The following is a 21584-nucleotide window of genomic DNA, read 5'->3' as shown; positions in this document are numbered from 1 at the left end:
CCGAATACCTTTCGCCTCCCGAAAGCCCTTCGCTCCCGAAAACCCTTCGCCTAAGGACACCCGTGTCTCTGACCTCCGACCCACCCCTGAACAAGGCGCCCGGACGCGCCGCGCCGCCCGATGAATACTCCGCGCTCAAGGTCGTGCCCGTACGCCACCCCTGGCGCTGGGCCGCCGTCGCCGTGACGGCCGTACTGGTCGCCCAGTTCGCCCACGGGCTGGTGACCAACCCCGGCTGGGAATGGGACGTCTTCGCCGATTTCTTCACCACCGAGACCATCCTCAAGGCCGTCTGGATCACCCTTCAGCTGACCTTCTACGGCACCGCGATCGGCTTCGCCCTCGGTATCGTCCTGGCCTTTATGCGGCTGTCCGCGAGCCCGTTCCTGAAGTCGGTCGCCTTCACCTACATCTGGGCGTTCCGCTCCATCCCGCTCATCGTCCAGCTGCTCTTCTGGTTCAACCTCACCTATCTCTACAAGGAGCTCGACTTCGGCATCCCGTTCGGGCCCGGCTTCTTCTCCTTCGACACCGCCGGACTGGTCGGCGCGATGAGCGCGGCCGTCCTCGGACTCGCCCTGCACCAGGCGGCGTACGCGGCCGAGATCGTGCGCGGCGGCGTCCTCGCCGTCGACCCCGGACAGCTGGAGGCGGCCGCCGCCCTCGGCATCCCCCGGCTGCGGCAGCTGCGCCGCATCGTGCTGCCGCAGGCGATGCGCTCGATCCTGCCGAACGCCGCCAACGAGGTCATCTCCCTGTTCAAGGGCACCTCGATCGTCTCCGTCATGGCGATCGGCGAACTCTTCTACCAGGTGCAGGTCATCTACGGGCGCAACGGCCGCGTCGTACCGCTCCTGATGGTCGCGACCGTCTGGTACATCATCCTGACCACTCTGCTCTCGATCGCCCAGTACTACGTCGAGCGCCATTTCTCCCGGGGAGCCACCCGATGACCGCCATGGTCGACATCCGCTCCGTCCACAAGAGCTTCGGGCCGCTGGAGGTGCTGCGCGGCATCGATCTGGAGGTACGCACCGGAGAGGTGGCCGTCGTCCTCGGCCCGTCCGGCTCCGGCAAGTCCACGCTGCTGCGCACCATCAACCACCTGGAGAAGGTGGACAGCGGCTGGATCAGTGTCGCCGGGACGCTGGTCGGCTACCGCAAGAAGAACGACAAGCTGTACGAGCTGCGCGAGCGCGACATCCTCAAGCAGCGCACCCGGATCGGCTTCGTCTTCCAGAACTTCAACCTGTTCCCGCATCTGACCGTCCTGGAGAACATCACCGAGGCCCCGGTGTCCGCCCTGGGCCGCTCCAGGAAGCAGGCGGTGGAGACCGCCGAGACGCTGCTCGCCCGCGTCGGCCTCGCGGACAAGTCGTCCGCGTACCCCCGGCAGCTCTCCGGCGGGCAGCAGCAGCGGGTGGCCATCGCCCGCGCCCTGGCCCTGGAGCCGGAGCTGCTGCTGTTCGACGAGCCGACCTCGGCCCTCGACCCCGAACTGGTCGGCGAGGTCCTCGACGTCATCAAGGACCTGGCCCACCAGGGCACCACGATGATCGTCGTCACCCATGAGATCGGCTTCGCCCGCGAGGTCGCCGACACCGTCGTCTTCATGGACGACGGCCGGATCGTCGAGCAGGGCCCGCCCTCCGAGGTGCTCGACAACCCCCACCACGAACGCACCAAGGCGTTCCTCTCCAAGGTCCTGTGAACCACCCCATGCACACAAGGAGCACCCCCGTGACCACCCGCCGCACCCTTCTCGCCGTCCTCGCCGCCTCCGCTTCCTCGGGCCTGCTCGCAGCCTGCGGCGACGGCGACGCCCAGGCCACGGTGGGCTCGAAGGGCAAGAACGGCGGCCTCAACATCGGCCCCGACCAGCACCGCATCAGAGGCAAGAAGGTCGACGCGATCGCGGCCAAGGTGCCCGAGAAGATCCGCCGCCGCGGCACGCTGCGCCTCGGCGGCAGCGCCGACGCCTCGCCGCCGCTCGGCTTCTACGCGACCGACGACAAGACCCGGATCGGCGTCGAGATCGACCTCGCCACCCTGGTCGCCGACACCCTCGGGCTCAAGATCCACTTCGAGGCGGTCTCCTGGGAGAACCTCTTCGTCGGCCTGGACAGCTCGAAGTTCGACGCCGTCTTCTCCAACGTCACGGTCACCGAGGAGCGCAAGGAGAAGTACGACTTCGCGACCTACCGGCTGGACGACCTCGCCTTCGAGGCCACCAAGGGCACCAGCTGGCGGGTGAAGGCCCCGGCGGACGTCGCGGGCAAGACCATCTCCGTCTCCTCCGGCACCAACCAGGAGAAGATCCTCGTCGACTGGAGCAAGGAGAACCAGAAGGCGGGCCGCAAGCCGGTGAACATCAAGTACTTCCAGAAGGACACCGACTACTACCTCGCCCTCCAGTCCAAGCGTATCGACGCCTACCTCGGCCCCCAGCCCAGCGCCGCCTATCACGTCGCCTCGGCCGGTCAGACCCAGATCGTCGGCCACATCTCCGGCGGCGGCGACCAGATCCAGGGCAAGATCGCGGCCACCACCAAGAAGGGCAGCGGGCTGGTCGACGCGTACGCCGCCGCCATCGACCGCATCATCCAGGACGGTTCGTATGCCCGGGTCCTGAAGCGCTGGGGGCTCTCCAACGAGGCCGTGAAGAAGTCCGAGATCAACCCGCGCGGCCTGCCCACGAGCTGACGGCTCCCCGACCGAGAAGGGCCCCTGACCATGGCCATACCCACCGGCCCGCTGCATCTGGCCGCCGCCATCGACGGCACGGACCAGCCGGACCAGACGGGTCAGCCGGACCAGACGGGCCAGCCGGGCCAGTACGCGGCGCCGTACTACATCGAGCTGGCGCGCCTCGCCGAGCGCGGCGTACTCGACTTCGTCACCCTGGACGACACGTTCGGCCCGCCGGGGGACGGGCAGGGCAGGCTCGACGCGCTCGCCGTCCTCGCGCGCGTCGCGCCCGCCACCGAGCGCATCGGCCTGGTGCCGGCCGTCACCACCACCCACACCGAGCCGTTCCACGTCTCGTCCGCCGTGGCCACCCTGGACTGGGTGAGCCGCGGCCGGGCGGGCTGGACCGTCGCGGTGTCGGAGACGGAGGCGGAGGCGCGGCTGGTGGGCCGCCGCCCCGCCGCCCCCGCCCCCGAACTCTGGGCGGAGGCGGGCGAGGTGGCCGATGTCTCCGCCCGGCTGTGGGACAGCTGGGAGGACGGAGCCGAGATCCGCGACACCGCCACGGGCCGCTTCGTCGACCGCGGCAAACTGCACTACGTCGACTTCGAGGGCGGCACCTTCCGGGTGCGCGGCCCGGCCATCGTGCCCCGGCCGCCCCAGGGCCACCCGGTGGTCGCCGTCGCCGCCACCGACCCGGTGACCTGGGACACCGCGGCCCGCCACGCCGATGTGGCCTACGTACGGGCGACCGACGCGGGCGCGGCGGGCCGGGTCCGGGACGAACTGCGGCGCCGCGCGGCGGAGTCCGGCCGGGACCCCGGCGCGCTCACCGTGCTCGCCGACCTCGCGGTGGACCTGGGCGACGGCGAACGCGCGGCCGAACCCGGCCCCGACCCCGCGGCCCAGGCCCCGCTGACCGCCCGGGACGGCGCCCCGCCGCTGTACCGCGGGGGACCGGTCGACCTCGCGGACCTGATCGCCGGATGGCACTCCGCCGGGGCCGTGGACGGCTTCCACATCGCTCCCGTGGTCCCGCGCCGCGACCTGGAGCGGTTCGTCAACGGCACGGTCGCGCTGCTCCAGCACCGCGGGCTCTTCCGCACCTTCTATCCCGGTACGACGCTCCGCGAGCACCTGGGACGGCCGCGCCCGGCCAACCGCTACGCCCGAGCGACGGAGAACGCGCGATGACCGACCAGCAGCCCCGGCAGATCCATCTCGCCGCACACTTCCCCGGCGTCAACAACACCACCGTGTGGGCCGATCCACGGTCCGGCAGCCAAATCGACTTCTCCTCCTTCGAGCATCTGGCGCGCACCGCCGAACGCGGTCTGTTCGACTTCTTCTTCCTCGCCGAGGGGCTGCGGCTGCGGGAGCACAACGGCCGCGTCCACGATCTCGATGTGGTCGGCAGGCCCGAGTCGCTCACCGTGCTGAACGCGCTCGCGGCCGTCACGGAATGGCTGGGCCTGGCCGCCACCGTCAACGCGACCTTCAACGAGCCGTACGAACTCGCCCGCCGCCTCGCCTCGCTCGACCACCTCAGCGAGGGCCGCGCCGCCTGGAACGTCGTCACCTCCTCCGACGCGTTCACCGGCGAGAACTTCCGGCGCGGCGGCTATCTCGACCGGGCCGACCGCTACACCCGGGCCGCCGAGTTCGTCGCCCTCGCGCGCGAGCTGTGGGACTCCTGGCCGGACGGCGGCCCGCAACGGCCGTTCGCCCACCGGGGCGAGCAGTTCGACATCGAGGGGCGGTTCGGTGTGCCGCGATCCCCGCAGGGCCATCCGGTGGTGATCCAGGCCGGGGACTCCGGTGAGGGCCGGGAGTTCGCGGCCTCCGCCGCCGACATCATCTTCACCCGGCACGGCTCCCTGGAGGCGGGCCGCGCCTTCTACGCCGACGTCAAGCGGCGGCTGGCGGCGTACGACCGGGCGCCCGGCGATCTGAAGATCATGCCCGGGGTGACCTTCGTCCTCGGCGACACCGCGGCCGAGGCCCAGGAGAAGGCCGCCGAGATCCGGCGGCAGCAGGTCTCGCCGCAGAACGCGCTCCTCGCCCTGGAGCAGATCTGGGGCGTGGACCTGTCCGGACACGACCCGGAGGGGCCCCTTCCGGACTTCGACCCGGACCCCGGCTCCCAGCTCGTCCAGGGCCGGGTGCGGCACGCCGATCCGCTGGCGCTCGCCGCCAAGTGGCGGGCGCTGTCGGAGGAGAAGGGGCTCTCCATCCGGCAGACCGTCATCGAGACGACCGGTCGGCAGTCGTTCATCGGCACCCCGGACGCGGTCGCCGGGGAGATGGCGCGATTCGTACGGGAGGAGGCCGCCGACGGCTTCATCCTGGTACCGCATCTGACCCCCGGCGGGCTCGACGACTTCGTGGACCAAGTGGTTCCGCTGCTCCAGGAACGGGGCGTCTTCCGCACCGCGTACACGGGCCGCACCCTCCGCGACCATCTGGGACTTTCCCTCCCGGCTGCCCCGGAATGAGCCGGAGCGAACCGGCGTGATCCGGAGCCGGCGGTAGCGGAGCCGGTCGTACGAGGGCGGGGCCACGGAACCGCCCGGCAAACGGAACCTGGCCGCCGCCGTACCCGTCCTACCGGGTGTCCGAGGGGATGGGCACACTGCCCCGGCGGCCGAAAGGCGCCGGGGCCATGTGACGTGTGCCCGGTGGGTTTCCGAATTGTCCTCTTGCCCTTTGTGGTCTTCGCCACGAATACTTCCGGGCAGCGCTTGTCAGGAGCACGCCGGAAAACCCGTCCGGCGTGCTCGCTGACTGCGCCTCACGGGCCTGCCCACCCAAGCAGACCCCCGATTCCCTCGGAGGAAGAGTTGAGGATCAAGCGCACCACCCCCCACGGCGCCCAGGCGAGACGCATCGCACTCCTCGCCGCCACCTCGGCCCTCGTGGCCGGGACGGCGCTCGCCGCCCCCGCCGCCTACGCGGGGAACGACGCGACCCGCACCTTCACCGCGGCCGAGGCCAAGGCGGCGGGCGACGCGGTCCTGAAGGCCGATGTCGCGGGCACCGCCTGGTATGTCGACAAGGCGACCAACACCCTGGTCGTCACCGCCGACAGCACTGTCTCCCAGGGTGAGATAACCAAGATCAAGGACGCGGCGGGCAGCAACGCCGACGCGGTCGAGGTCAACCGCACCTCCGGCAAGATCCAGAAGCTGATCTCCGGCGGAGACGCGATCTACGCGAGTAGCTGGCGCTGCTCGCTCGGCTTCAACGTACGCAACAGCAGCGGGGCGAACTACTTCGTCACCGCGGGTCACTGCACCGACGGTGCGGGCACCTGGTGGTCGAACTCCGGCCACACCACCACCATCGGCCCGACGTCCGGCTCCAGCTTCCCGACCAACGACTACGGTCTGGTCCGGTACAGCGGCTCGGTCACCCCCCAGGGCACCGTCGGCAGCCAGGACATCACCACCGCCGCCAACCCGACCGTGGGCCAGACGGTCACCCGGCGCGGCAGCACCACCGGCATCCACAGCGGCCGGGTCACCGCGCTGAACGCCACCGTCAACTACGGCAACGGCGACATCGTGTACGGCATGATCCAGACCACCGTCTGCGCCGAGCCCGGCGACAGCGGCGGCCCCCTCTACGCCGGTTCCACCGCCCTCGGCCTCACCTCCGGCGGCAGCGGCGACTGCACCTCCGGCGGCACCACGTTCTTCCAGCCGGTCGTCGAGGCGCTGAACGCGTACGGCGTGAGCGTTTACTGATCATGCTGCGGGCGTCCGTCGCGACGGACACCCGCCACCGCGGTCGTCGAACCCTGCCCGGGCCACGGCGGATTCCAAGGGTCGTTGCAACACACGTGATCAACGGGCTGTGGTCAGGAGCTTGGCGAGGCGCTCGGCTGGGGTTTCCCGGCCGAGCGCTTTGCGCGGGCGGCCTCGGACGCTTCTGGCCGCCGACCGCACGAGAATGCGGCACGTCAAACGGGAAGGGCTCCGGTGCGAGCGGCGAACTCGCGAAGCCCTGGCACATGGGCAGGCCCGAACAGCAAACTCGCCGTCAACGCGCGAGTACCCGGCCGTCGCACCTCTTGCGGCACCGCGCGCTCTACCGAGAGCAACGCCCGCAAGCACTCCTCCGGACGCCTCCAGTCGTTGTAGGCCCGGGCAACATCAAGCCCCAGTCGGGCCACGCGTTCCAGCGGCAGCCCCCGCGGGTCGACCCGCCGCGCAGCCGCCACGGCTTTGTCAGGAGCGCTGAGCACTTGATGCACGGATACCTCGTGCAAGATCACCTGCCGGGGACCAAACCAGCCGCCGGCCGTATGCTCATCAGCACTCCGGCCAGCTGCGGTGTCCGCCCGCGCCAGCAACTCCATGGCGCCGCTTCGGTCCGCGCCCTTTGCCGCCGTATACGCGGCCGTGGCCAGCAATTGGCCCTGAGCTGAGGCCCGCGATTCGGCAGGAACGTCCCGTGCATTCGCGAGTTCATCAGCTGCCCGGACGGCGACCTGAGCCGCCCGATCATAACGGCCTGCGCGCCGATACCCGCTTGAGACCATCCGGTGTGCCTCCGCAAGCGCCAGGGCGTGGCCGCCGTCGCGTGCAGCCCGCACCGCTCGGTCGGCAGCCACGATCAACAGGTGGTCGTCACCCGCTTTGATCGCCACTCGCGCAGCGATGGCGTACAACGCGGACAACCCATCCGTGCCGTGCCCCTCGCGGACTGCGGCGGTGGCGAGCGCAAGCTGCTGGGGGAGGCTCGCATCCAGCTCCTTGTAAGCACCGGCCTCCAACGCTGCGCGTGCGCGCGTGACCGCACACTGCAGGGCAACCGCGGTCGGCGCGGACTCGCACTGCGGCAACCCGGAAAGCAGCGCCTCCTCCAGCCCTGCCCCGGAGGGGACCCGGCCAGCGGCGACACTGGTTTGCGGGCTTCCAAGAGCTGAAGTGACTCCGATCGCCAGCGACCCAGTGAACAGGTTCCTACGACGCACCGCATCCTCCTCGTTCGCTGGACGCTCCACCGTACCGAGCACGGCACCGCCAGGCACAGGAGTCCCGATCAGCCTGTCGGGTGCGATGTGCAGGACCGAAGCGAACGCCAACAGCCGGTCACATTCCAGCCGCAATTTGCCGGCCTCGATCCGGGAGACGGCCGAAGCCGAGTAGCCGACCTGTTTCCCGACTTGTCGCTGTGTAAGGCCGGCACGGGCCCGGGCTCCGCGCAGCTCGGCCCCGATCTCACGTGCTGTTCTGACGCCCTCCATAGGTACCTCCTACGGGCGGGAGGGACGACGGTAGCGCCAACCTCCCGGCGCCGGGAGGGCGTACGGATGCACACGATGTGCGTGCCTCGCACACCGTGTACGGACCGGCGGCGGGTACCTCCCGGCCCTCACCTGTGGCCCGCATTGTGGGAGCGTCCGGCCGGTCGGTCGGGTATTTCCTGATGGCGCGGCCTTGCCGAGCCGTCTCCTTCCCTCCAGGGAGGCTCGTATGGAACACGTGCTCGTGACCGGTGGGGCGGGCTTCATCGGCTCGCACTTCGTCAAGCGCGTCCTCGCGTCGGACGACATCGCGACGGTGACCGTCCTCGACGCCCTCACCTACGCCGGCCGTGTCGAGAATCTGGGGACAGCGTTCCTCAGCCCGAAGCTGAGGTTCGTCCACGGCAACATCCTCGACGCCGAGCTTGTGGACGGTCTGATGACCAATCGCACGATGGTCGTTCACTTCGCCGCGGAGTCCCACGTCGATCGCTCGTTCTTCGCGGCCGGGGCGTTTCTGGAGACGAACGTCCGCGGCACGCAGATCCTCCTCGACGCCGCGATGCGGCACGCGGTGCCGAAGTTCGTGCATGTCTCGACGGACGAGGTCTACGGCCCGCTCCTGGAAGGCATGGCGACCGAGGAGTTCCCGCTCCGCCCGTCCGTCCCCTACGCCGCGGCGAAGGCCGCGAGCGATCTGGTTGCCCTCTCGTACTGGCAGACATACGGAGTACCGGTGTGCGTGACGCGGTCCTCGAACAACTACGGCCCGTACCAGCACCCCGAGAAGATCATCCCCCTGTTCATCACCCGGCTTCTACGCGGTGAGCCGGTCACCCTCCACGGCCGGGGCGAGCACGTCCGCAACTGGCTCCACGTCGAAGACAACTGCGCCGGCGTCGAGGCCGTCCTCCGCGACGGTGTCCCGGGGGAGGTCTACAACCTCGGCGGCGGCACGGACCTTACCGGCCGCGAGCTCACCGAACGCCTGCTCCGTATCTGTGGCGCGACCTGGGATGCGGTCACCTACGTCCCCGACCGGCCGGCGAATGACCTGCGGTACTCGATCGACTGGTCAAAGGCCTCCGCCCAGCTCGGGTACCGGCCCGCGCGGGACCTGGAAGACGGGCTCGCCGAGGCCGCCGACTGGTACCGCCGTAACCCCGACCGATGGGCGCCGCTCATGCGGAACCCGCAGGCCGCACCTCCGCCCGCGCGGCGCGCCGTGCCCGCCGCTCCGGCCGGGCGGTGACCGACGGTGGCGAAGCGCATCCTCGTGACCGGCGTCGGCGGCGCCCCCGGCTTCGACCTCGCCCGGTCCCTCCAGCGGCTCGGCTGCAAGGTCCTCGCGGCTGACGCGGACCCGCACGCGGCCGGGCTCCTCCTCCCGGAGGTCACCGCACACCTTCTCCCGCCGGCGGCGGACGCCGCGTACCGCGCGGCCATGCTCCGGCTGTGCGCGAAGGCCCGCCCGGACGCCGTCCTCTCGACGGTCGAGCGGGAGCTCCCGCGGCTCATCGCCCTCCGCCGGCCCCTGGCGGACCTCGGCGTCACCACCTGGCTCCCGACCCGGGAGGCGGCGACGGCGTGCGGGGACAAAGCCCGGTTCGCCGCCGTGCTGGGCGACCACCAGGTGCCGACGCCGCGCACTGTCCTCCCGGACGAGCTTGACCGTGCGTCGGACGGCCTCCTCGTCGTCAAGCCGCGCTACGGGCAGGGCGCGGAGGGCGTACACGTGTGCCAGACGCGCGAGCAGGCCCGGGTGTTATGCGAGCTCGTCCCGGCTCCGGTCGTGCAGGAACATGTGAGCGGCCGGGAGTTCACCGCGGACTGCCTCGTGGACCGTGCCGGCCGGGCCTCGGTGATCCTCCGATACCGGCTCCTGGTCAAGGGCGGGCTCGCCGTGGTCTCCCGCACTTTCGCCGACCCCGAGGCGGCCGAGTGCGTCCGCGCGACGCTCACTGCGACCGGGGTCACCGGGGCGTGCTGCGTGCAGGGCTTTGTCCGAGACGAGGAGGGCCCGGAGCGGGTGGTCATCACCGAGGCGAACGCCAGGGTCGGCGGAGGCTTCCCCGCCTCCGTCGCGGCCGGCGCGGACTACGTGGGGCAGTACCTCCGCGGCCTGTTCCACCAGGACGTCGACCATGACCGGCTCAAGTACAAGCCGGACGTCACCCTCACGAAGTACGTCGAGACGCTGGCCACCAGCGAAGGGGCGGCCCGATGACCCGCATTGCATCCCCGAACGTCGCACGGAACGCGCGCCCGTACCTCTATGGCGGCGAGGAGGCTGCTATCGCCTCGGCGTTGAGCGCCGGGCAGTACAACCACGGCGCGGTCACGGAAGAGTTCGAGCAACGGGTTGCCGGGTTCCTCGGCGTGCCGGAAGTCGTCGCGGTCGCCTCCGGCACGGCTGCCCTCCACGTCGCCCTACTCGCCGCCGGCGTCGGCCCCGGGCACGAAGTCCTGGTGCCCTCTTTCACGTTCTGCGCAACCGTGCAGGCCATCATCGCGACAGGGGCCCGGCCGCGGTTCATCGAGGTCAATCCCGGCACGTGCTGCGTCGAGCCCGCCGCAGTCCTGGACGCCCTCAAGCCGGACACCCGCGCTGTGATGCCGGTCCTCTACGGGGGCCGGGCTGTCGACCTCACCCCGGCCCGGCCTGCGCTGGACGGGCAAGGCGTGACCGTTGTCGAGGACGCCGCGCAGGCCTTCGGCTCCTGGCAGGGAGAGCGCCGGGTCGGCGCGACCGGCGTGGTCACGTGCTTCTCCTTCGGGCCGGTGAAGAACCTCACGTGCGGGCTCGGCGGCGCGATCGTGCCCCGTACGCCGCTGGAGGCCGACACCTGCCGGCGGCTCCGCGGCCTCGGCATCATCGAGTCCGCGGCCCGGCGCGCCGAGACGACGACGTACACGGTCGATGGGTTCGGCATGCGTGTGCAGATGTCACCGCTGAACGCCGCCGTCGGGCTGGTGCAGCTCGACCACTTCGCGGATGCGGAGGACCGGCGTCGCTCCCTCTGGCGGGCTTACGCCGTCGCCCTCGACGGAGTCGACGGCGCCGTTTTGGTCGACGCCGACATTGAGCGCACCGTGCCGCCGATGTGCGCCGTCCGCGTCCTCGACGGCCGCCGCGATGCGGTATTCCGCACGCTGCGGAACCGCGGCATTGGCGTCGGCGTCCACTACCCGCCGAACCACACGCAGCCGGCCTTCTCCGCCTGGCACCGGCCGCTGCCGGTCACCGAGCGCTTGGGCCGCGAGATCATCACCTTGCCGTTCCACCAGCACCTCACGGAGGCCGACGCCGGGCACGTCGTCGGCGAGCTCCGCCGGGCCCTCACGGCAGGAGCCGGCCGGTGACTGCCCGGCCGCGGCGGCTGCTCACCGTGTGCCTCGGGAACCACTGCCGCTCACCGCTCGCCGCGCTCATCCTCGCCGAGCTCGGCGGCCCGGCCGTTGATGTGCGGTCGGCCGGTACCCGAGACAAGTGGGTCGGGCACCCCGCGCATGCGCAGATGGTGACCGCCGCGGCGGCGGCCGGCTACGACCTCACTGCGCACCGCGGCGTGCAGGTGACCCCCGGCCTGCTGGAGTGGGCGGACGCCGTCCTCGCCATGGATACCGGCAATCTCACCGCGCTCCGTGCCCTCGCTGACGAGGCGACCGCCCCGAAGCTCGGCCTCTACCTCGGTGACCGGGACGTCCCCGACCCCTGGGGCAAGGAGCCGGAGGCATTCGCCGACCTCGTCCGCCTCATCGAGGACGGCGCCCCACGGCACCTCCCGTAGACCCGGCCCGGCCGGTCAGCCGCCTGACGCGGCGGACAGGAGCACGTCCACGAGCCTGTCCGCCGCGTCCGGCCGCCCGTGCGCCCGGGCCGCCTCCGCCATCCCGGCACGCCGCGCCGGGTCGGTGAGGAGCGGCTCGAGCGCGTCCTGCAACCGCGCCGCGGTGACCTCCCCGGTGAGTGCGACGGCGGCGCCGGCGCCCTCGAGGTGCCGGGCGTTGTGCGCCTGCTCATTCCCCGCGGAGGAGGCGAGCGGCACGAACACGGCCGGCTTTCCGAGGGCGGTGAGCTCCGCGAGGGTGCCGGCGCCGCTACGGGAGACCACGATGTCGGCGAGCGCCAGAACATCGGGCAGCTCCTGCCCGACAAACCCGGTGAGGTAGTACCGCCCGGCGAGCTGCGGCGGGAGCCCGGCCGCGCTCGCGCGCAAGGCCTCGACGTTCGCCGGCCCACACTGGTGCACCACGTTCGCGCGCTCCAGCAGCCACGGGAGGGCGTCCCGCACGACGTTGTTGATCTGCTGCGCGCCCTGGGCCCCGCCGGTGAAGTAGAGCGTCGGGAGCCGCCGGTCGAAGCCGGCCAACCCGAGCGCGGCGACCGCCTTCTCCGCGTGGCCGGCCAGCACTTCCGGGCGGACGGGGTTCCCGGTGACGACGGCCACGGACCGTACGGCTTCCGGGAGGAGCGGGAGCGTCGACTCCGAGGAGACGGCGATGCGCGCCGCCGAGCCGGCCAACTTCCGGTTCGCCAGCCCGAGCCGCACGGTCTGCTCATGCAGCACCAGCGGACGCTTGCACAGCCGCGCCGCCAGCCCGGCCGGGACGGCGACGTACCCTCCGGTCGCGAGGACAACGTCCGGGCGGAAGTCCGACACGATCTTGCGAGCCTGAGCGACACCGAGCGGCACCCGCGCCATGTCCTTGACGTTCGCCGGTGACATCATCCTGAGTGGATTCGCGGACCTGCGAATCTTGCCGGTCGCGACTGTCGTGAAGGCGATGCCCTCGGCCGGGGCGACACGGGCCTCCAGCCCGTCAGACGTGCCGATCCAGAGGACGTCGAGCGCGCGGCCCTCGGCCGCCAGCCGGGCCTGCAACGCCCGGACCGAGGTGAGAGCGGGATAGGTGTGGCCGCCAGTGCCTCCCCCCGTGACGATGAGGCGGAAGGTGCTCGACAGACGGGAAGGTTCATTCACCCCGCGCACCCTAGTAGCTCGCCCCGGCCCGGACGTGCATTCGGCAGTCACTTTCCCTCGGCGGGGGTTATCCACAGGCCTCCCGGGTCGGACGGAGCGGGACTATCGTGGACATCGGTACCCCGGGTGGGGCATCGTTCGCGATACGGACGGCAGGTGGCCGTGATGCTCGGTGCACTCGTGACAGTGGTGGTGATCCTGGCCTGTGCAGGTGTCGTCTGCGCCATGGCGGCGGCCCGCGTGGTCAAGCAGTACGAGCGGGGGGTGGTGTTCCGGCTCGGCAGGCTCCGTCAGGATGTCCGGGGGCCCGGCTTCACCATGATCGCTCCGGCCTTCGACCGGCTCCGCAAGGTGAACATGCAGATCGTGACGATGCCCGTGCCCGCCCAGGAGGGCATCACCCGCGACAATGTGACCGTGCGGGTCGACGCGGTCGTGTACTTCAAGGTCGTGGACCCGGCCGAGGCGATCGTCGCGGTCGAGGACTACCGCTTCGCGGTCTCCCAGATGGCCCAGACCTCGCTGCGTTCGATCATCGGCAAGAGCGATCTGGACGATCTGCTCTCCAACCGGGAGAAGCTCAACCAGGGGCTGGAGCTGATGATCGACAGCCCGGCCATCGGCTGGGGCGTCCATATCGACCGCGTCGAGATCAAGGACGTGTCGCTGCCGGAGACCATGAAGCGGTCGATGGCCCGCCAGGCGGAGGCCGACCGGGAGCGCCGGGCCCGGGTGATCAACGCGGACGCGGAGCTGCAGGCGTCGAAGAAGCTCGCCGAGGCCGCCGCGCAGATGGCCGAGACCCCGTCCGCCCTCCAGCTGCGGCTGCTGCAGACGGTGATGGCGGTCGCCGCCGAGAAGAACTCCACGCTGGTCCTGCCCATACCGGTGGAGCTGCTGCGCTTCCTGGAGAGGGGCGGTCAGCAGACCCCGGAGGCGGCCCGGGCGAACGGCGCCGGCGCCAAGGAGCCGGTGTCCGCCGCGCGGCAGGCCTCCCCGCCCGCCGCGCAGGAGGAGATCCCGCCCGCCGCGGCGGTCCCCACCCTGACCGAGCGCGAACCGGAGCGTGAACCGGAACGCGCGTCGGAGCGTGCGTCGGAGCGTTCCGTGGAGCGGTGAACCGCGCCCGTTGAGCGCGTACGTGCCCGTGTGCCCGTTAGAGGCGCGCGGGCACCGTCATGTCCGGATATGAGGATCGACGCTCCATAAATTTCACGCAGATGATGTGAACACGGTCTTGTGCGCCCCCGGCGCCGCTGGGAATACTCGGCGGCGCAATTTGGCATGGACGCGCTCCCGCTCGGGCAGGCGCGCCCCGTGCCGTACGCCCTCCGGGCCGGGCACCCCACTGCCGACGGCCCAACCCCCCACTGGAGGACAGAGAGTTGAACCACCGCCGCATACCCAAGCGCCGGGTCGCCATCGCCGGGACCGGAGTCGTGGCTCTCGCCGCCGCCGCGCTCACCCTGCAGAACGCCAACGCCGCCCCGGTTGAGCCGCAGCCCCACACGCTGTCGGTGAACGCCGCGGGCAAGCTCGCGGGCAGCCTCACCTCGGCGCTCAAGGGTGACGCCGCCGGTTCGTACTACGACACCAAGGCCAAGAAGCTCGTGGTCAACGTGGTGAACAAGGCCGCCGCCGAGCGGGTCCGCGACGCGGGCGCCGAGGTCAAGGTGGTCGAGCACACGCTGGCCCAGCTGGGGCAGGCGCGTACCACCCTGAAGGACAAGGCGACCATTCCCGGCACCTCGTGGTCGGTGGACCCCAGAGCCAACAAGGTCGTCGTCACCGCGGACAGCAGCGTCAAGGGCAGCCGGATGGCCACGCTCGACAAGGTCGCCAAGAGCCTGGGCAGCAAGGTCGAGGTGAAGCGCTCGGCCGGTAAGTTCTCCACCTTCCTCGCGGGCGGCGACGCCATCTGGGGCGGCGGCGGGCGCTGCTCGCTGGGCTTCAACGTGGTCAAGGGCGGCGAGCCGTACTTCCTGACCGCCGGTCACTGCACCGAGTCCATCAAGAGCTGGTCCGACTCGCAGGGCGGCGGCGAGATCGGCGCCAACGAGGGCAGCGACTTCCCCGGCAACGACTACGGCCTGGTCAAGTACACCAAGGACGTCCCGCACCCGAGCGAGGTGAACCTCTACGGCGGCGGCACCCAGGCCATCTCCAAGGCCGGTGACGCCACCGTCGGCCAGAAGGTGACCCGCAGCGGCTCCACCACCCAGGTGCACGACGGCGAGGTCACCGGCCTCGACGCGACCGTCAACTACCAGGAGGGCTCGGTCAGCGGGCTGATCCAGACCAACGTCTGCGCCGAGCCCGGCGACAGCGGCGGCGCGCTCTTCGCGGGCGACACCGCGCTCGGTCTGACCTCCGGCGGCAGCGGCGACTGCTCCTCGGGCGGCGAGACGTTCTTCCAGCCGGTGCCGGAGGCGCTGAAGGCGTACGGCGCCGAGATCGGCTGACGGCCCGAAGGCCCCCGGACACCCGTGGACGGTGTCCGGGGGCCTTCGCTTCGCTCAGCCCACTCGGCGTGCGCGGCCGCTCAGAACTCGAAGACCTGGGTCAGGGTCGCGTTCTTGAGGCAGTCGTTGGCGAAGGTGTGCTCGTACGCCACCCGCTGGCCGTCCCAGATGCCCTCCGCGGTGACGGTCACCGGCCGCCACTCCTTGGTGCACACCCGGCCGGACTCGGTCGCCTCGGTCAGGGTGGAGAACTCGCCGTTCACGGCGCGCAGTTCGGCGCAGGCGCGGGCGGGCGCCGGGTGGGTACCCGTGGGGGTGGGCTGACAGCTCACCGTCACCGCCCGCTGTACGGCCATCGAGGCCGCGTCGGGCCCGTAGCCGATGCTGAGGACCAGCGCGGAGGGCGGATACAGGCTCTTCGTCGTCGCGGACTCGGCGTGTGCCGTGCCGCTCGCCCCCAGTCCGAGCGCGGCGCTCATGGCCAGCGCGGCGCCGAGGCCGCCGATCGCCCCTGTCGTCTTCCGCATATCGAACACTCCCTTGCTCGTGGTTGCAGATACCGGACGGAGTTCTACGCCCCGCGAGTCGGGAACGCACGTTGATCGAGCACTTCCGGTCGCTACAAGTAGTCATTCGGTGGCTCATTGTCGCGTGTGCAAGGTGTGGCCCGGCGGAACGCCGCGTGTCGACCGGGTGTGGGCTGATGTGCGGGCCGAGGGAGTGCGGTTGCCTCGCCACGTTGCCGAACGGCAGTTCAGTACCGCTCAAATCGATTCAGAAATGCTCAGATGTGAGGCATGTCGAAAGTGCCGGTGTGCGAGTGACACCAGAGCGAGAATCTGCCAGGGCAAGCCGACCGTAACGGGACGAAGCCGGTGGCTTCCGGGGTGGCCGGGAGGGCTAGTCGAGCCCGCCGCTGAGCGGGCCGGTGTGGCGGCCCCAGCCGTACGCGCGGTCGGCGCGCAGCCGCACCACCAGCCGCCGGTCGGCCACCATCGCGGCGCGGAACTCCTCCCAGTCCGGGTGGTCGCCCTGGATGGCGCGGTAGACCTCGACCAGCTCGTCGGCGGTGGCGTCATGGGGGTCGGTCGTCACCGGCGTCAGCTCGGCGTCGCCCTCGGCCACCAGATAGGAGAAGCGGTCGCCGCTGGTGACGTAGAAGCTCGCGCGCGGATCGCGGCGCAGGTTGCGGGTCTTGGCGCGGTCGTCGGTGACCGAGACGCGGATGAGGTGCCCGTCCGGGTCGTAGCTGTAGGCGACGTTGGACAGCTGGGGGCGGCCGTCGCGCTTGAGGGTGACGAGCGCGCCGGTGCGCTGTTCCCGCAGCAGGTCGAGCAGGGTCGGCTCCGTCATGGTGGTCAGAGTACGTGCGCCGGTGGCCGGTTTCCCGGGATGTGGCACGCGGGCACGCGGAATGAAGAGGGGGTTTGCGTGCTTATGGTGTATATGGAAGCGCCGCGAGGGGCGTCCGGTGGTCGTACGGAGTCACTCGCACGCTTGTTCGAGAATGGGGTTAAGGTGGGGGCCGGGGAGGACGAGCAGAGCAGGATCGGCCAGGGGGTGTGAGCAGCGGGAGGTGCGGATGCCAGGCTTCACGCATCTCCACACCGCCTCCGGGTTCTCCCTGCGGTACGGCGCCGCGCACCCGGAGCGGCTGGCGGCGCGCGCCGCCGAGCGGGGCATGGACGCCATCGCGCTGACCGACCGCGACAGCCTCGCCGGAGCGGTGCGGTTCGCCCGGGCGAGTGAGGCCGCGGGGGTCAGACCACTCTTCGGGGTGGATCTGGCCGTCCAGGCGGAACTTCCGGACCCGGGGCGCACGGCCCGGCGGCGCACGCCGGTGCGCGGTGGGGCGTTCATCGACGAGTCCACGCCCCGGGCGGTCTTCCTCGCCCGGGACGGCGCCCCCGGCTGGGCCGTCCTGTGCGGGCTGGTCTCCGCCGCCCACGCCGGGCTCGCCCACCCCGGCTCCGCCCGTACGAGCGGCGACGGGCCGCCCCTGCTGCACTGGCGCGATCTGGTGGCCGCCGCCCCCGGGGCGCTCGCCCCCGTGACCGTGCTCCTCGGCCCGGACTCCGACGTCGGCCGCGCCCTGGCCGCCGGACGCCCCGACCGGGCCGCCCGGCGACTCGTCCCCTGGCGCGAGCTGTTCGGCGACGCGCTGCGTCTTGAGGCCGTATGGCACGGCCGCGACGGCACCGGGCCCGGCTCGCTGCGGCTGGCCGCCCGTACCGTCGGCTTCGCCGCCGACCAGGGCGTCCGGGCCGTCCTCAGCAACGCCGTCCGCTACGCCGACCCCGGCGAGGGCCCGGTCGCCGACGTCCTGGACTCCGCCCGCAGGCTCGTCCCCATCGATCCGCGCGACCCCGCCTCGCTCGACAGCGGTGAGCGCTGGCTCAAGGGCCCGCGCGACATGGCGCGCGCCGCCGAGCGGATCGCGGAGGCGGCGGGCATGCGGCGGGACGGCGCGTACCGGCTGCTGGAGGAGACGGCGCGCACCGCCGCCGCCTGCCTGGTCGACCCCGAGGACCACATCGGCCTCGGCACCGTCCACTTCCCCGAACCGCGCCTGGTCGGGGCGGGGCGGCGGAGCGCGGAGCGGGTGCTGCGGTCGCGCTGCGCCGCCGCCATGGTGCTGCGGGGCTACGACCGCGACCGGGTGCGCTGGGAGCGCCTCGAGGACGAGCTGCGCACCATCGAACGGCTCGGCTACGCCTCGTACTTCCTCACCGTCGCCCGGGTCGTGGACGACACCCGGGAGCTCGGGGTGCGGGTGGCCGCCCGGGGCTCCGGCGCGGGCTCGTTCGTCAACCATCTGCTCGGCATCGCCCACGCCGACCCCGTGGCCTGCGATCTGCTGATGGAGCGCTTCCTGTCGGTGCGGCGGGCCGCGCTGCCCGACATCGACATCGACGTGGAGTCCGCGCGCCGCCTCGACGTCTACCGCGCGATCTTCGACCGCTTCGGGGCGGAGCGGGTCGCGACCGTCTCGATGCCCGAGACCTACCGGGTGCGGCACGCCGTACGGGACGTGGGCACGGCCCTCGGCATGGACCCGGCCGAGGTTGACCGGCTCGCCAAGTCCTTCCCGCACATCCGCGCCCGCGACGCGCGGGCGGCGCTCGCCGAACTGCCCGAGCTGAAAGAGGTAGCGGCAGAGCAGGAACGTTTCGGCAAGCTCTGGGAGCTGGTCGAGGCGCTCGACGGCCTGCCGCGCGGCATCGCCATGCACCCCTGCGGGGTCCTGCTCTCGGACGCCGGGCTGCGGGCCCGTACCCCCATCGTGCCGACCAGTGGCGAGGGCTTCCCCATGTCGCAGTTCGACAAGGACGACGTCGAGGAGCTGGGGCTGCTCAAGCTCGACGTCCTCGGTGTGCGGATGCAGTCCGCGATGGCGCACGCGGTCGCCGAGATCCGGCGGGCGACGGGTAAGACCGTGGACATCGACGACACCGCGCAGGTCCGGCCCGGTGACCCGGCGACCTACGACCTGATCCGCTCCACCGAGACGCTCGGCTGCTTCCAGATCGAGTCGCCCGGTCAGCGCGATCTCCTCGGGCGGCTCCAGCCCGACTCCTTCCACGACCTCGTGGTCGACATATCGCTCTTCCGGCCGGGCCCGGTCGCCGCCGACATGGTGCGCCCCTTCATCGAGGCCCGGCACGGCCGCCGCCCCGCCCGCTATCCGCATCCGGACCTGGAGGACGCGCTGCGCGAGACCCATGGGGTCGTCGTCTTCCACGAGCAGATCATCAAAATCCTGTCGATCATGACCGGATGTGAACGGGACCTCGCCGACGAGGCGCGCCGCGCCCTGTCCGACCCCGAACGGCAGGGCCGGGTGCGGGCCTGGTTCCACGCCGAGGCGGGCCGGCGGGGGTACACGGCGGAGGTGCTGAGCCGTACCTGGGAGATCGTCGAGGCGTTCGGTTCGTACGGTTTCTGCAAGGCGCACGCGGTCGCCTTCGCGGTCCCGACGTACCAGTCCGCCTGGCTCAAGGCGCACCATCCGGCGGCCTTCTACGCGGGACTGCTCACCCACGACCCCGGGATGTACCCGAAGCGGCTGCTGCTGGCGGACGCGCGGCGGCGGGGTGTGCCGATCCTTCCGCTCGATGTGAACCGCTCGGGTGCCGACTACCGAATCGAACTGGTGTCCGGTGGCGGCGATGTGGGCGTCCGGCTGGCGCTGAGCGACGTCCACGGCATCAGCGAGGCCGAGACGCGGCGGATCGCCGCCGGGCAGCCCTACTCCTCGCTCCAGGACCTGTGGCTGCGCGCCCACCCCGGACGGCCCGTCGCCGAACGGCTGGCCCAGGTCGGGGCGTTGGACGCGTTCGGCGCGGGCCGCCGCGATCTGCTGCTGCACATCGCCGAACTGCACCGGCAGCGCGGCGGTACCCACGACGAGGGTCAGCTGCCGCTGGCCGAAACCGGTCCGCCCGCCCCCGCCGGGCTGCCCGACCTCGACGACGGCGAACGCCTCGGCGCCGAGCTGGGCATCCTCGGCATGGACGTCTCCCGCCATCTGATGGCCGACCACCGAGCCTTCCTGGACGAGCTGGGCGCGATGCCCGCCAAGCGGCTGCGGTCGGCCCGGCACGGGGAGACGGTGCTCGTCGCGGGCGCCAAGGCCGCCACCCAGACCCCGCCGATCCGCTCCGGCCGCCGGGTCATCTTCACCACCCTGGACGACGGTACGGGCCTGGTCGACTGCGCCTTCTTCGACGACAGCCACGCCGCCTGCGCGCACACCGTCTTCCACTCCTGGCTGCTGCTGGTGCGCGGCGTCGTCCAGCGCCGCGGCCCGCGCAGCCTCAGCGTCGTCGGGTCGGCCGTCTGGAACCTCGCCGAACTGGCCCGGCTGCGCGGCGAAGGCGGCCTGGAGGCGGTCGCCGCCGAACTCGCGGGCGCGGGCCCGGACGCGGATGGTGCCGGTGCCGATTCCGGCCGCCGCATCCAGCTTTCCACCGGCTACGCCATGCACCCCTGGGCCGACCTCCAGCCCGCGGGCGACCAGTCCGCCACCGGCCGCAAACTGTGGCACGCGAGCCCGGGGAGCGCGGGATGACGACCGAAAACCCCCATGTGCTGTATGTGCGGTTCCAGGCCGATGCCGTGCTCGCCGAGGACGTCTATCAGGAGCTGCTCGCGCTGCTCGGCGAGGTGACGCCCGTCGTGGAGGCGTTGCCGCCCGATGCCGCGCTCGCCGATGTCCGGGGCGCGCTGCGGTACTTCGGGCGGGACGCGGCGGGGCTCGCGGAGATCGTGCGGGTGCGGGCGCTGGCCCGGTACGGCGTCGACTGCACCGTGGGCGTCGCCGCCAACCCCATGCTCGCCCGCATGGCCGCCCACGACACCCCGCCGAACACGCCCGGCACGGTCCGTACCGTCCCCGGCGACCCCGGTGCCGTCGCCGGGTTCCTGGCCCGTAAGCCGCCCATCGCCCTGCCCGGCGTGGGTGCCGCGACCGCCAGGGCCCTGTGTGCGTACGGGCTCGACAGCACCGAGCGGATCGCCGCCGCGCCCCCGGCCACGCTGCAGCGGATTCTCGGTGCGGCGACCGCGCGCCGGGTGCACGCCTGGGCGCACGGCATCGATCCCGCGCCCGTCACCCCGAACGCCCCCGCCCGCGCCGTGGGCGCCGAACACCGCTTCGACCGCGATGAGCTGGACCCGGTCCGGCGGCGCCGGGCGCTGCTGACGCTCGCCGACGGGCTCGGCATCCGACTGCGGACGAGCGGGCAGATCGCGTCCCGGCTCAGCCTCACCGTCCGGTACGCCGACCGCTCCTCGACGACCCGTTCCCGGACCTTGGCCGAGCCGACCGCCCACACCCCGGTGCTGACCGCCGCCGCGTACGCGCTGCATGACGCGCTCGGGCTGCAGCGGGCCCGGGTGCGGTCCGTCGCGCTGCGGGCCGAGGGGCTGATGGGCGCCGAACTCGCCGCTCATCAGCTGTCCTTCGACGCCGGGGACGACACGTCCCGCCGGGTGGAGGCCGCCGCCGACCGGGCGCGGGCCCGCTTCGGCGTGTCCGCGGTCCGGCCCGCCGGGTTCCTGGACGTCGCGTAGGACCTGGCCGTCGTCAGGCCTGGCCGTCGTAAGGGCTGGTCGTCGTCAGGGCTGGCCGTCGCGTAAGACCTGGACGTCGCGTGAGAGTTGCGTGAACGCTTTTTCACCGGCGTATGGCTGGAA

At 71.8% G+C, this 21584-nt stretch carries 18 protein-coding genes; 14 read left to right on the top strand and 4 right to left on the bottom strand.

All coding sequences use genetic code 11. The annotated features are described in order from the left end of the window. Window positions 1-62: 62 nt before the first annotated feature. The 6 genes from ABZ370_RS28945 to ABZ370_RS28920 all read left to right on the top strand — a co-directional run bounded on the left by ABZ370_RS28945 (window position 63) and on the right by ABZ370_RS28920 (window position 6434). Entirely contained in the window at window positions 63-953 is an 891-nt protein-coding gene (locus ABZ370_RS28945) for an amino acid ABC transporter permease (RefSeq protein WP_358626361.1), read from the top strand. Between the two features lie 5 nt (window positions 954-958). Next, window positions 959-1711 (top strand): amino acid ABC transporter ATP-binding protein, encoded by a 753-nt coding sequence (locus ABZ370_RS28940; protein WP_358626445.1) that lies wholly within the window; start codon window positions 959-961, stop codon window positions 1709-1711. Window positions 1712-1740: 29 nt separating this feature from the next. Beyond that, window positions 1741-2703, top strand: coding sequence for an ABC transporter substrate-binding protein (locus tag ABZ370_RS28935; RefSeq protein WP_358626359.1), 963 nt, complete (start codon window positions 1741-1743; stop codon window positions 2701-2703). A 30-nt stretch (window positions 2704-2733) separates the two neighbouring features. Further along, entirely contained in the window at window positions 2734-3882 is a 1149-nt protein-coding gene (locus tag ABZ370_RS28930; RefSeq protein ID WP_358626357.1) for an LLM class flavin-dependent oxidoreductase, read from the top strand. After that, the gene (locus ABZ370_RS28925; RefSeq protein ID WP_358626355.1) at window positions 3879-5183 is read left to right on the top strand and encodes an NtaA/DmoA family FMN-dependent monooxygenase; all 1305 of its coding nucleotides are present in this window, start codon (window positions 3879-3881) and stop codon (window positions 5181-5183) included. Before ABZ370_RS28930 ends, ABZ370_RS28925 begins: the two co-directional genes overlap by 4 nt. Window positions 5184-5528: 345 nt before the next feature. After that, entirely contained in the window at window positions 5529-6434 is a 906-nt protein-coding gene (locus tag ABZ370_RS28920) for a S1 family peptidase (RefSeq protein WP_358626353.1), read from the top strand. 215 nt (window positions 6435-6649) lie between these two features. Here the strand turns inward: ABZ370_RS28920 and ABZ370_RS28915 are convergent, their stop codons facing one another. Beyond that, a complete protein-coding gene (locus tag ABZ370_RS28915) occupies window positions 6650-7939 on the bottom strand; it encodes a helix-turn-helix transcriptional regulator (protein WP_358626351.1) in 1290 nt (429 codons plus the stop codon). Window positions 7940-8168: 229 nt separating this feature from the next. Here ABZ370_RS28915 and rfbB point away from each other — a divergent pair, with 229 nt between their 5' ends. Genes rfbB through ABZ370_RS28895 form a run of 4 tightly spaced genes read left to right on the top strand, consistent with a single transcriptional unit; the run spans window position 8169 to window position 11730 of the window. Then, entirely contained in the window at window positions 8169-9191 is a 1023-nt protein-coding gene (gene rfbB / locus ABZ370_RS28910; RefSeq protein ID WP_358626349.1) for a dTDP-glucose 4,6-dehydratase, read from the top strand. A gap of 6 nt (window positions 9192-9197) precedes the next feature. Continuing rightward, window positions 9198-10166 carry an ATP-grasp domain-containing protein gene (locus ABZ370_RS28905; protein WP_358626348.1) on the top strand — a complete coding sequence of 323 codons (969 nt, stop codon included), beginning with the start codon at window positions 9198-9200 and terminating at the stop codon, window positions 10164-10166. Beyond that, window positions 10163-11302 (top strand): DegT/DnrJ/EryC1/StrS family aminotransferase, encoded by a 1140-nt coding sequence (locus tag ABZ370_RS28900; protein WP_358626346.1) that lies wholly within the window; start codon window positions 10163-10165, stop codon window positions 11300-11302. The genes ABZ370_RS28905 and ABZ370_RS28900 overlap by 4 nt, the downstream gene beginning before the upstream one ends. After that, window positions 11299-11730, top strand: a complete 432-nt coding sequence (locus ABZ370_RS28895; RefSeq protein ID WP_358626344.1) for a low molecular weight phosphotyrosine protein phosphatase — start codon at window positions 11299-11301, stop codon at window positions 11728-11730. The genes ABZ370_RS28900 and ABZ370_RS28895 overlap by 4 nt, the downstream gene beginning before the upstream one ends. Window positions 11731-11745: 15 nt before the next feature. Here the strand turns inward: ABZ370_RS28895 and ABZ370_RS28890 are convergent, their stop codons facing one another. Next, complete coding sequence (locus ABZ370_RS28890) at window positions 11746-12924, bottom strand: UDP-N-acetylglucosamine--N-acetylmuramyl-(pentapeptide) pyrophosphoryl-undecaprenol N-acetylglucosamine transferase (protein ID WP_358626343.1); 1179 nt, start codon at window positions 12922-12924, stop codon at window positions 11746-11748. 165 nt (window positions 12925-13089) lie between these two features. Here ABZ370_RS28890 and ABZ370_RS28885 point away from each other — a divergent pair, with 165 nt between their 5' ends. Together ABZ370_RS28885 and ABZ370_RS28880 are read left to right on the top strand one after the other, a co-directional pair. Next, a complete protein-coding gene (locus ABZ370_RS28885; protein ID WP_358626341.1) occupies window positions 13090-14043 on the top strand; it encodes a slipin family protein in 954 nt (317 codons plus the stop codon). Window positions 14044-14309: 266 nt separating this feature from the next. Then, the gene (locus ABZ370_RS28880; protein ID WP_358626339.1) at window positions 14310-15386 is read left to right on the top strand and encodes a S1 family peptidase; all 1077 of its coding nucleotides are present in this window, start codon (window positions 14310-14312) and stop codon (window positions 15384-15386) included. An 80-nt stretch (window positions 15387-15466) separates the two neighbouring features. Here the strand turns inward: ABZ370_RS28880 and ABZ370_RS28875 are convergent, their stop codons facing one another. Both ABZ370_RS28875 and ABZ370_RS28870 read right to left on the bottom strand, forming a co-directional pair. Then, on the bottom strand, window positions 15467-15913 hold the full coding sequence (locus ABZ370_RS28875; protein ID WP_358626337.1) for a subtilase-type protease inhibitor: 447 nt from the start codon (window positions 15911-15913) through the stop codon (window positions 15467-15469). Between the two features lie 373 nt (window positions 15914-16286). Next, window positions 16287-16739, bottom strand: coding sequence for a PPOX class F420-dependent oxidoreductase (locus ABZ370_RS28870; RefSeq protein ID WP_358626335.1), 453 nt, complete (start codon window positions 16737-16739; stop codon window positions 16287-16289). A gap of 229 nt (window positions 16740-16968) precedes the next feature. Here ABZ370_RS28870 and dnaE point away from each other — a divergent pair, with 229 nt between their 5' ends. Continuing rightward, on the top strand, window positions 16969-20457 hold the full coding sequence (gene dnaE / locus ABZ370_RS28865) for a DNA polymerase III subunit alpha (RefSeq protein WP_358626333.1): 3489 nt from the start codon (window positions 16969-16971) through the stop codon (window positions 20455-20457). Next, window positions 20454-21461, top strand: a complete 1008-nt coding sequence (locus ABZ370_RS28860) for a helix-hairpin-helix domain-containing protein (RefSeq protein ID WP_358626331.1) — start codon at window positions 20454-20456, stop codon at window positions 21459-21461. The genes dnaE and ABZ370_RS28860 overlap by 4 nt, the downstream gene beginning before the upstream one ends. Window positions 21462-21584 lie beyond the last annotated feature (123 nt).

This window comes from Streptomyces sp. NPDC005962, from assembly GCF_040629205.1.
Classification (GTDB): Bacteria; Actinomycetota; Actinomycetes; order Streptomycetales; family Streptomycetaceae; genus Streptomyces.
Note: the sequence above shows the minus strand (reverse complement) of the source record. Positions and strands in the feature narration are given on the sequence as shown.

What these genes read in the sequence shown, in the direction of transcription:
- ABZ370_RS28940 (WP_358626445.1), top strand. Translation starts at nt 959, where the DNA reads ATGGTCGACATCCGCTCCGTCCACAAGAGCTTCGGGCCGCTGGAGGTG.
- ABZ370_RS28930 (WP_358626357.1), top strand. Translation starts at nt 2,734, where the DNA reads ATGGCCATACCCACCGGCCCGCTGCATCTGGCCGCCGCCATCGACGGC.
- ABZ370_RS28925 (WP_358626355.1), top strand. Translation starts at nt 3,879, where the DNA reads ATGACCGACCAGCAGCCCCGGCAGATCCATCTCGCCGCACACTTCCCC.
- ABZ370_RS28915 (WP_358626351.1), bottom strand. Translation starts at nt 7,939, where the DNA reads ATGGAGGGCGTCAGAACAGCACGTGAGATCGGGGCCGAGCTGCGCGGA.
- rfbB (WP_358626349.1), top strand. Translation starts at nt 8,169, where the DNA reads ATGGAACACGTGCTCGTGACCGGTGGGGCGGGCTTCATCGGCTCGCAC.
- ABZ370_RS28900 (WP_358626346.1), top strand. Translation starts at nt 10,163, where the DNA reads ATGACCCGCATTGCATCCCCGAACGTCGCACGGAACGCGCGCCCGTAC.
- ABZ370_RS28885 (WP_358626341.1), top strand. Translation starts at nt 13,090, where the DNA reads ATGCTCGGTGCACTCGTGACAGTGGTGGTGATCCTGGCCTGTGCAGGT.
- ABZ370_RS28875 (WP_358626337.1), bottom strand. Translation starts at nt 15,913, where the DNA reads ATGCGGAAGACGACAGGGGCGATCGGCGGCCTCGGCGCCGCGCTGGCC.
- ABZ370_RS28870 (WP_358626335.1), bottom strand. Translation starts at nt 16,739, where the DNA reads ATGACGGAGCCGACCCTGCTCGACCTGCTGCGGGAACAGCGCACCGGC.
- dnaE (WP_358626333.1), top strand. Translation starts at nt 16,969, where the DNA reads ATGCCAGGCTTCACGCATCTCCACACCGCCTCCGGGTTCTCCCTGCGG.
- ABZ370_RS28860 (WP_358626331.1), top strand. Translation starts at nt 20,454, where the DNA reads ATGACGACCGAAAACCCCCATGTGCTGTATGTGCGGTTCCAGGCCGAT.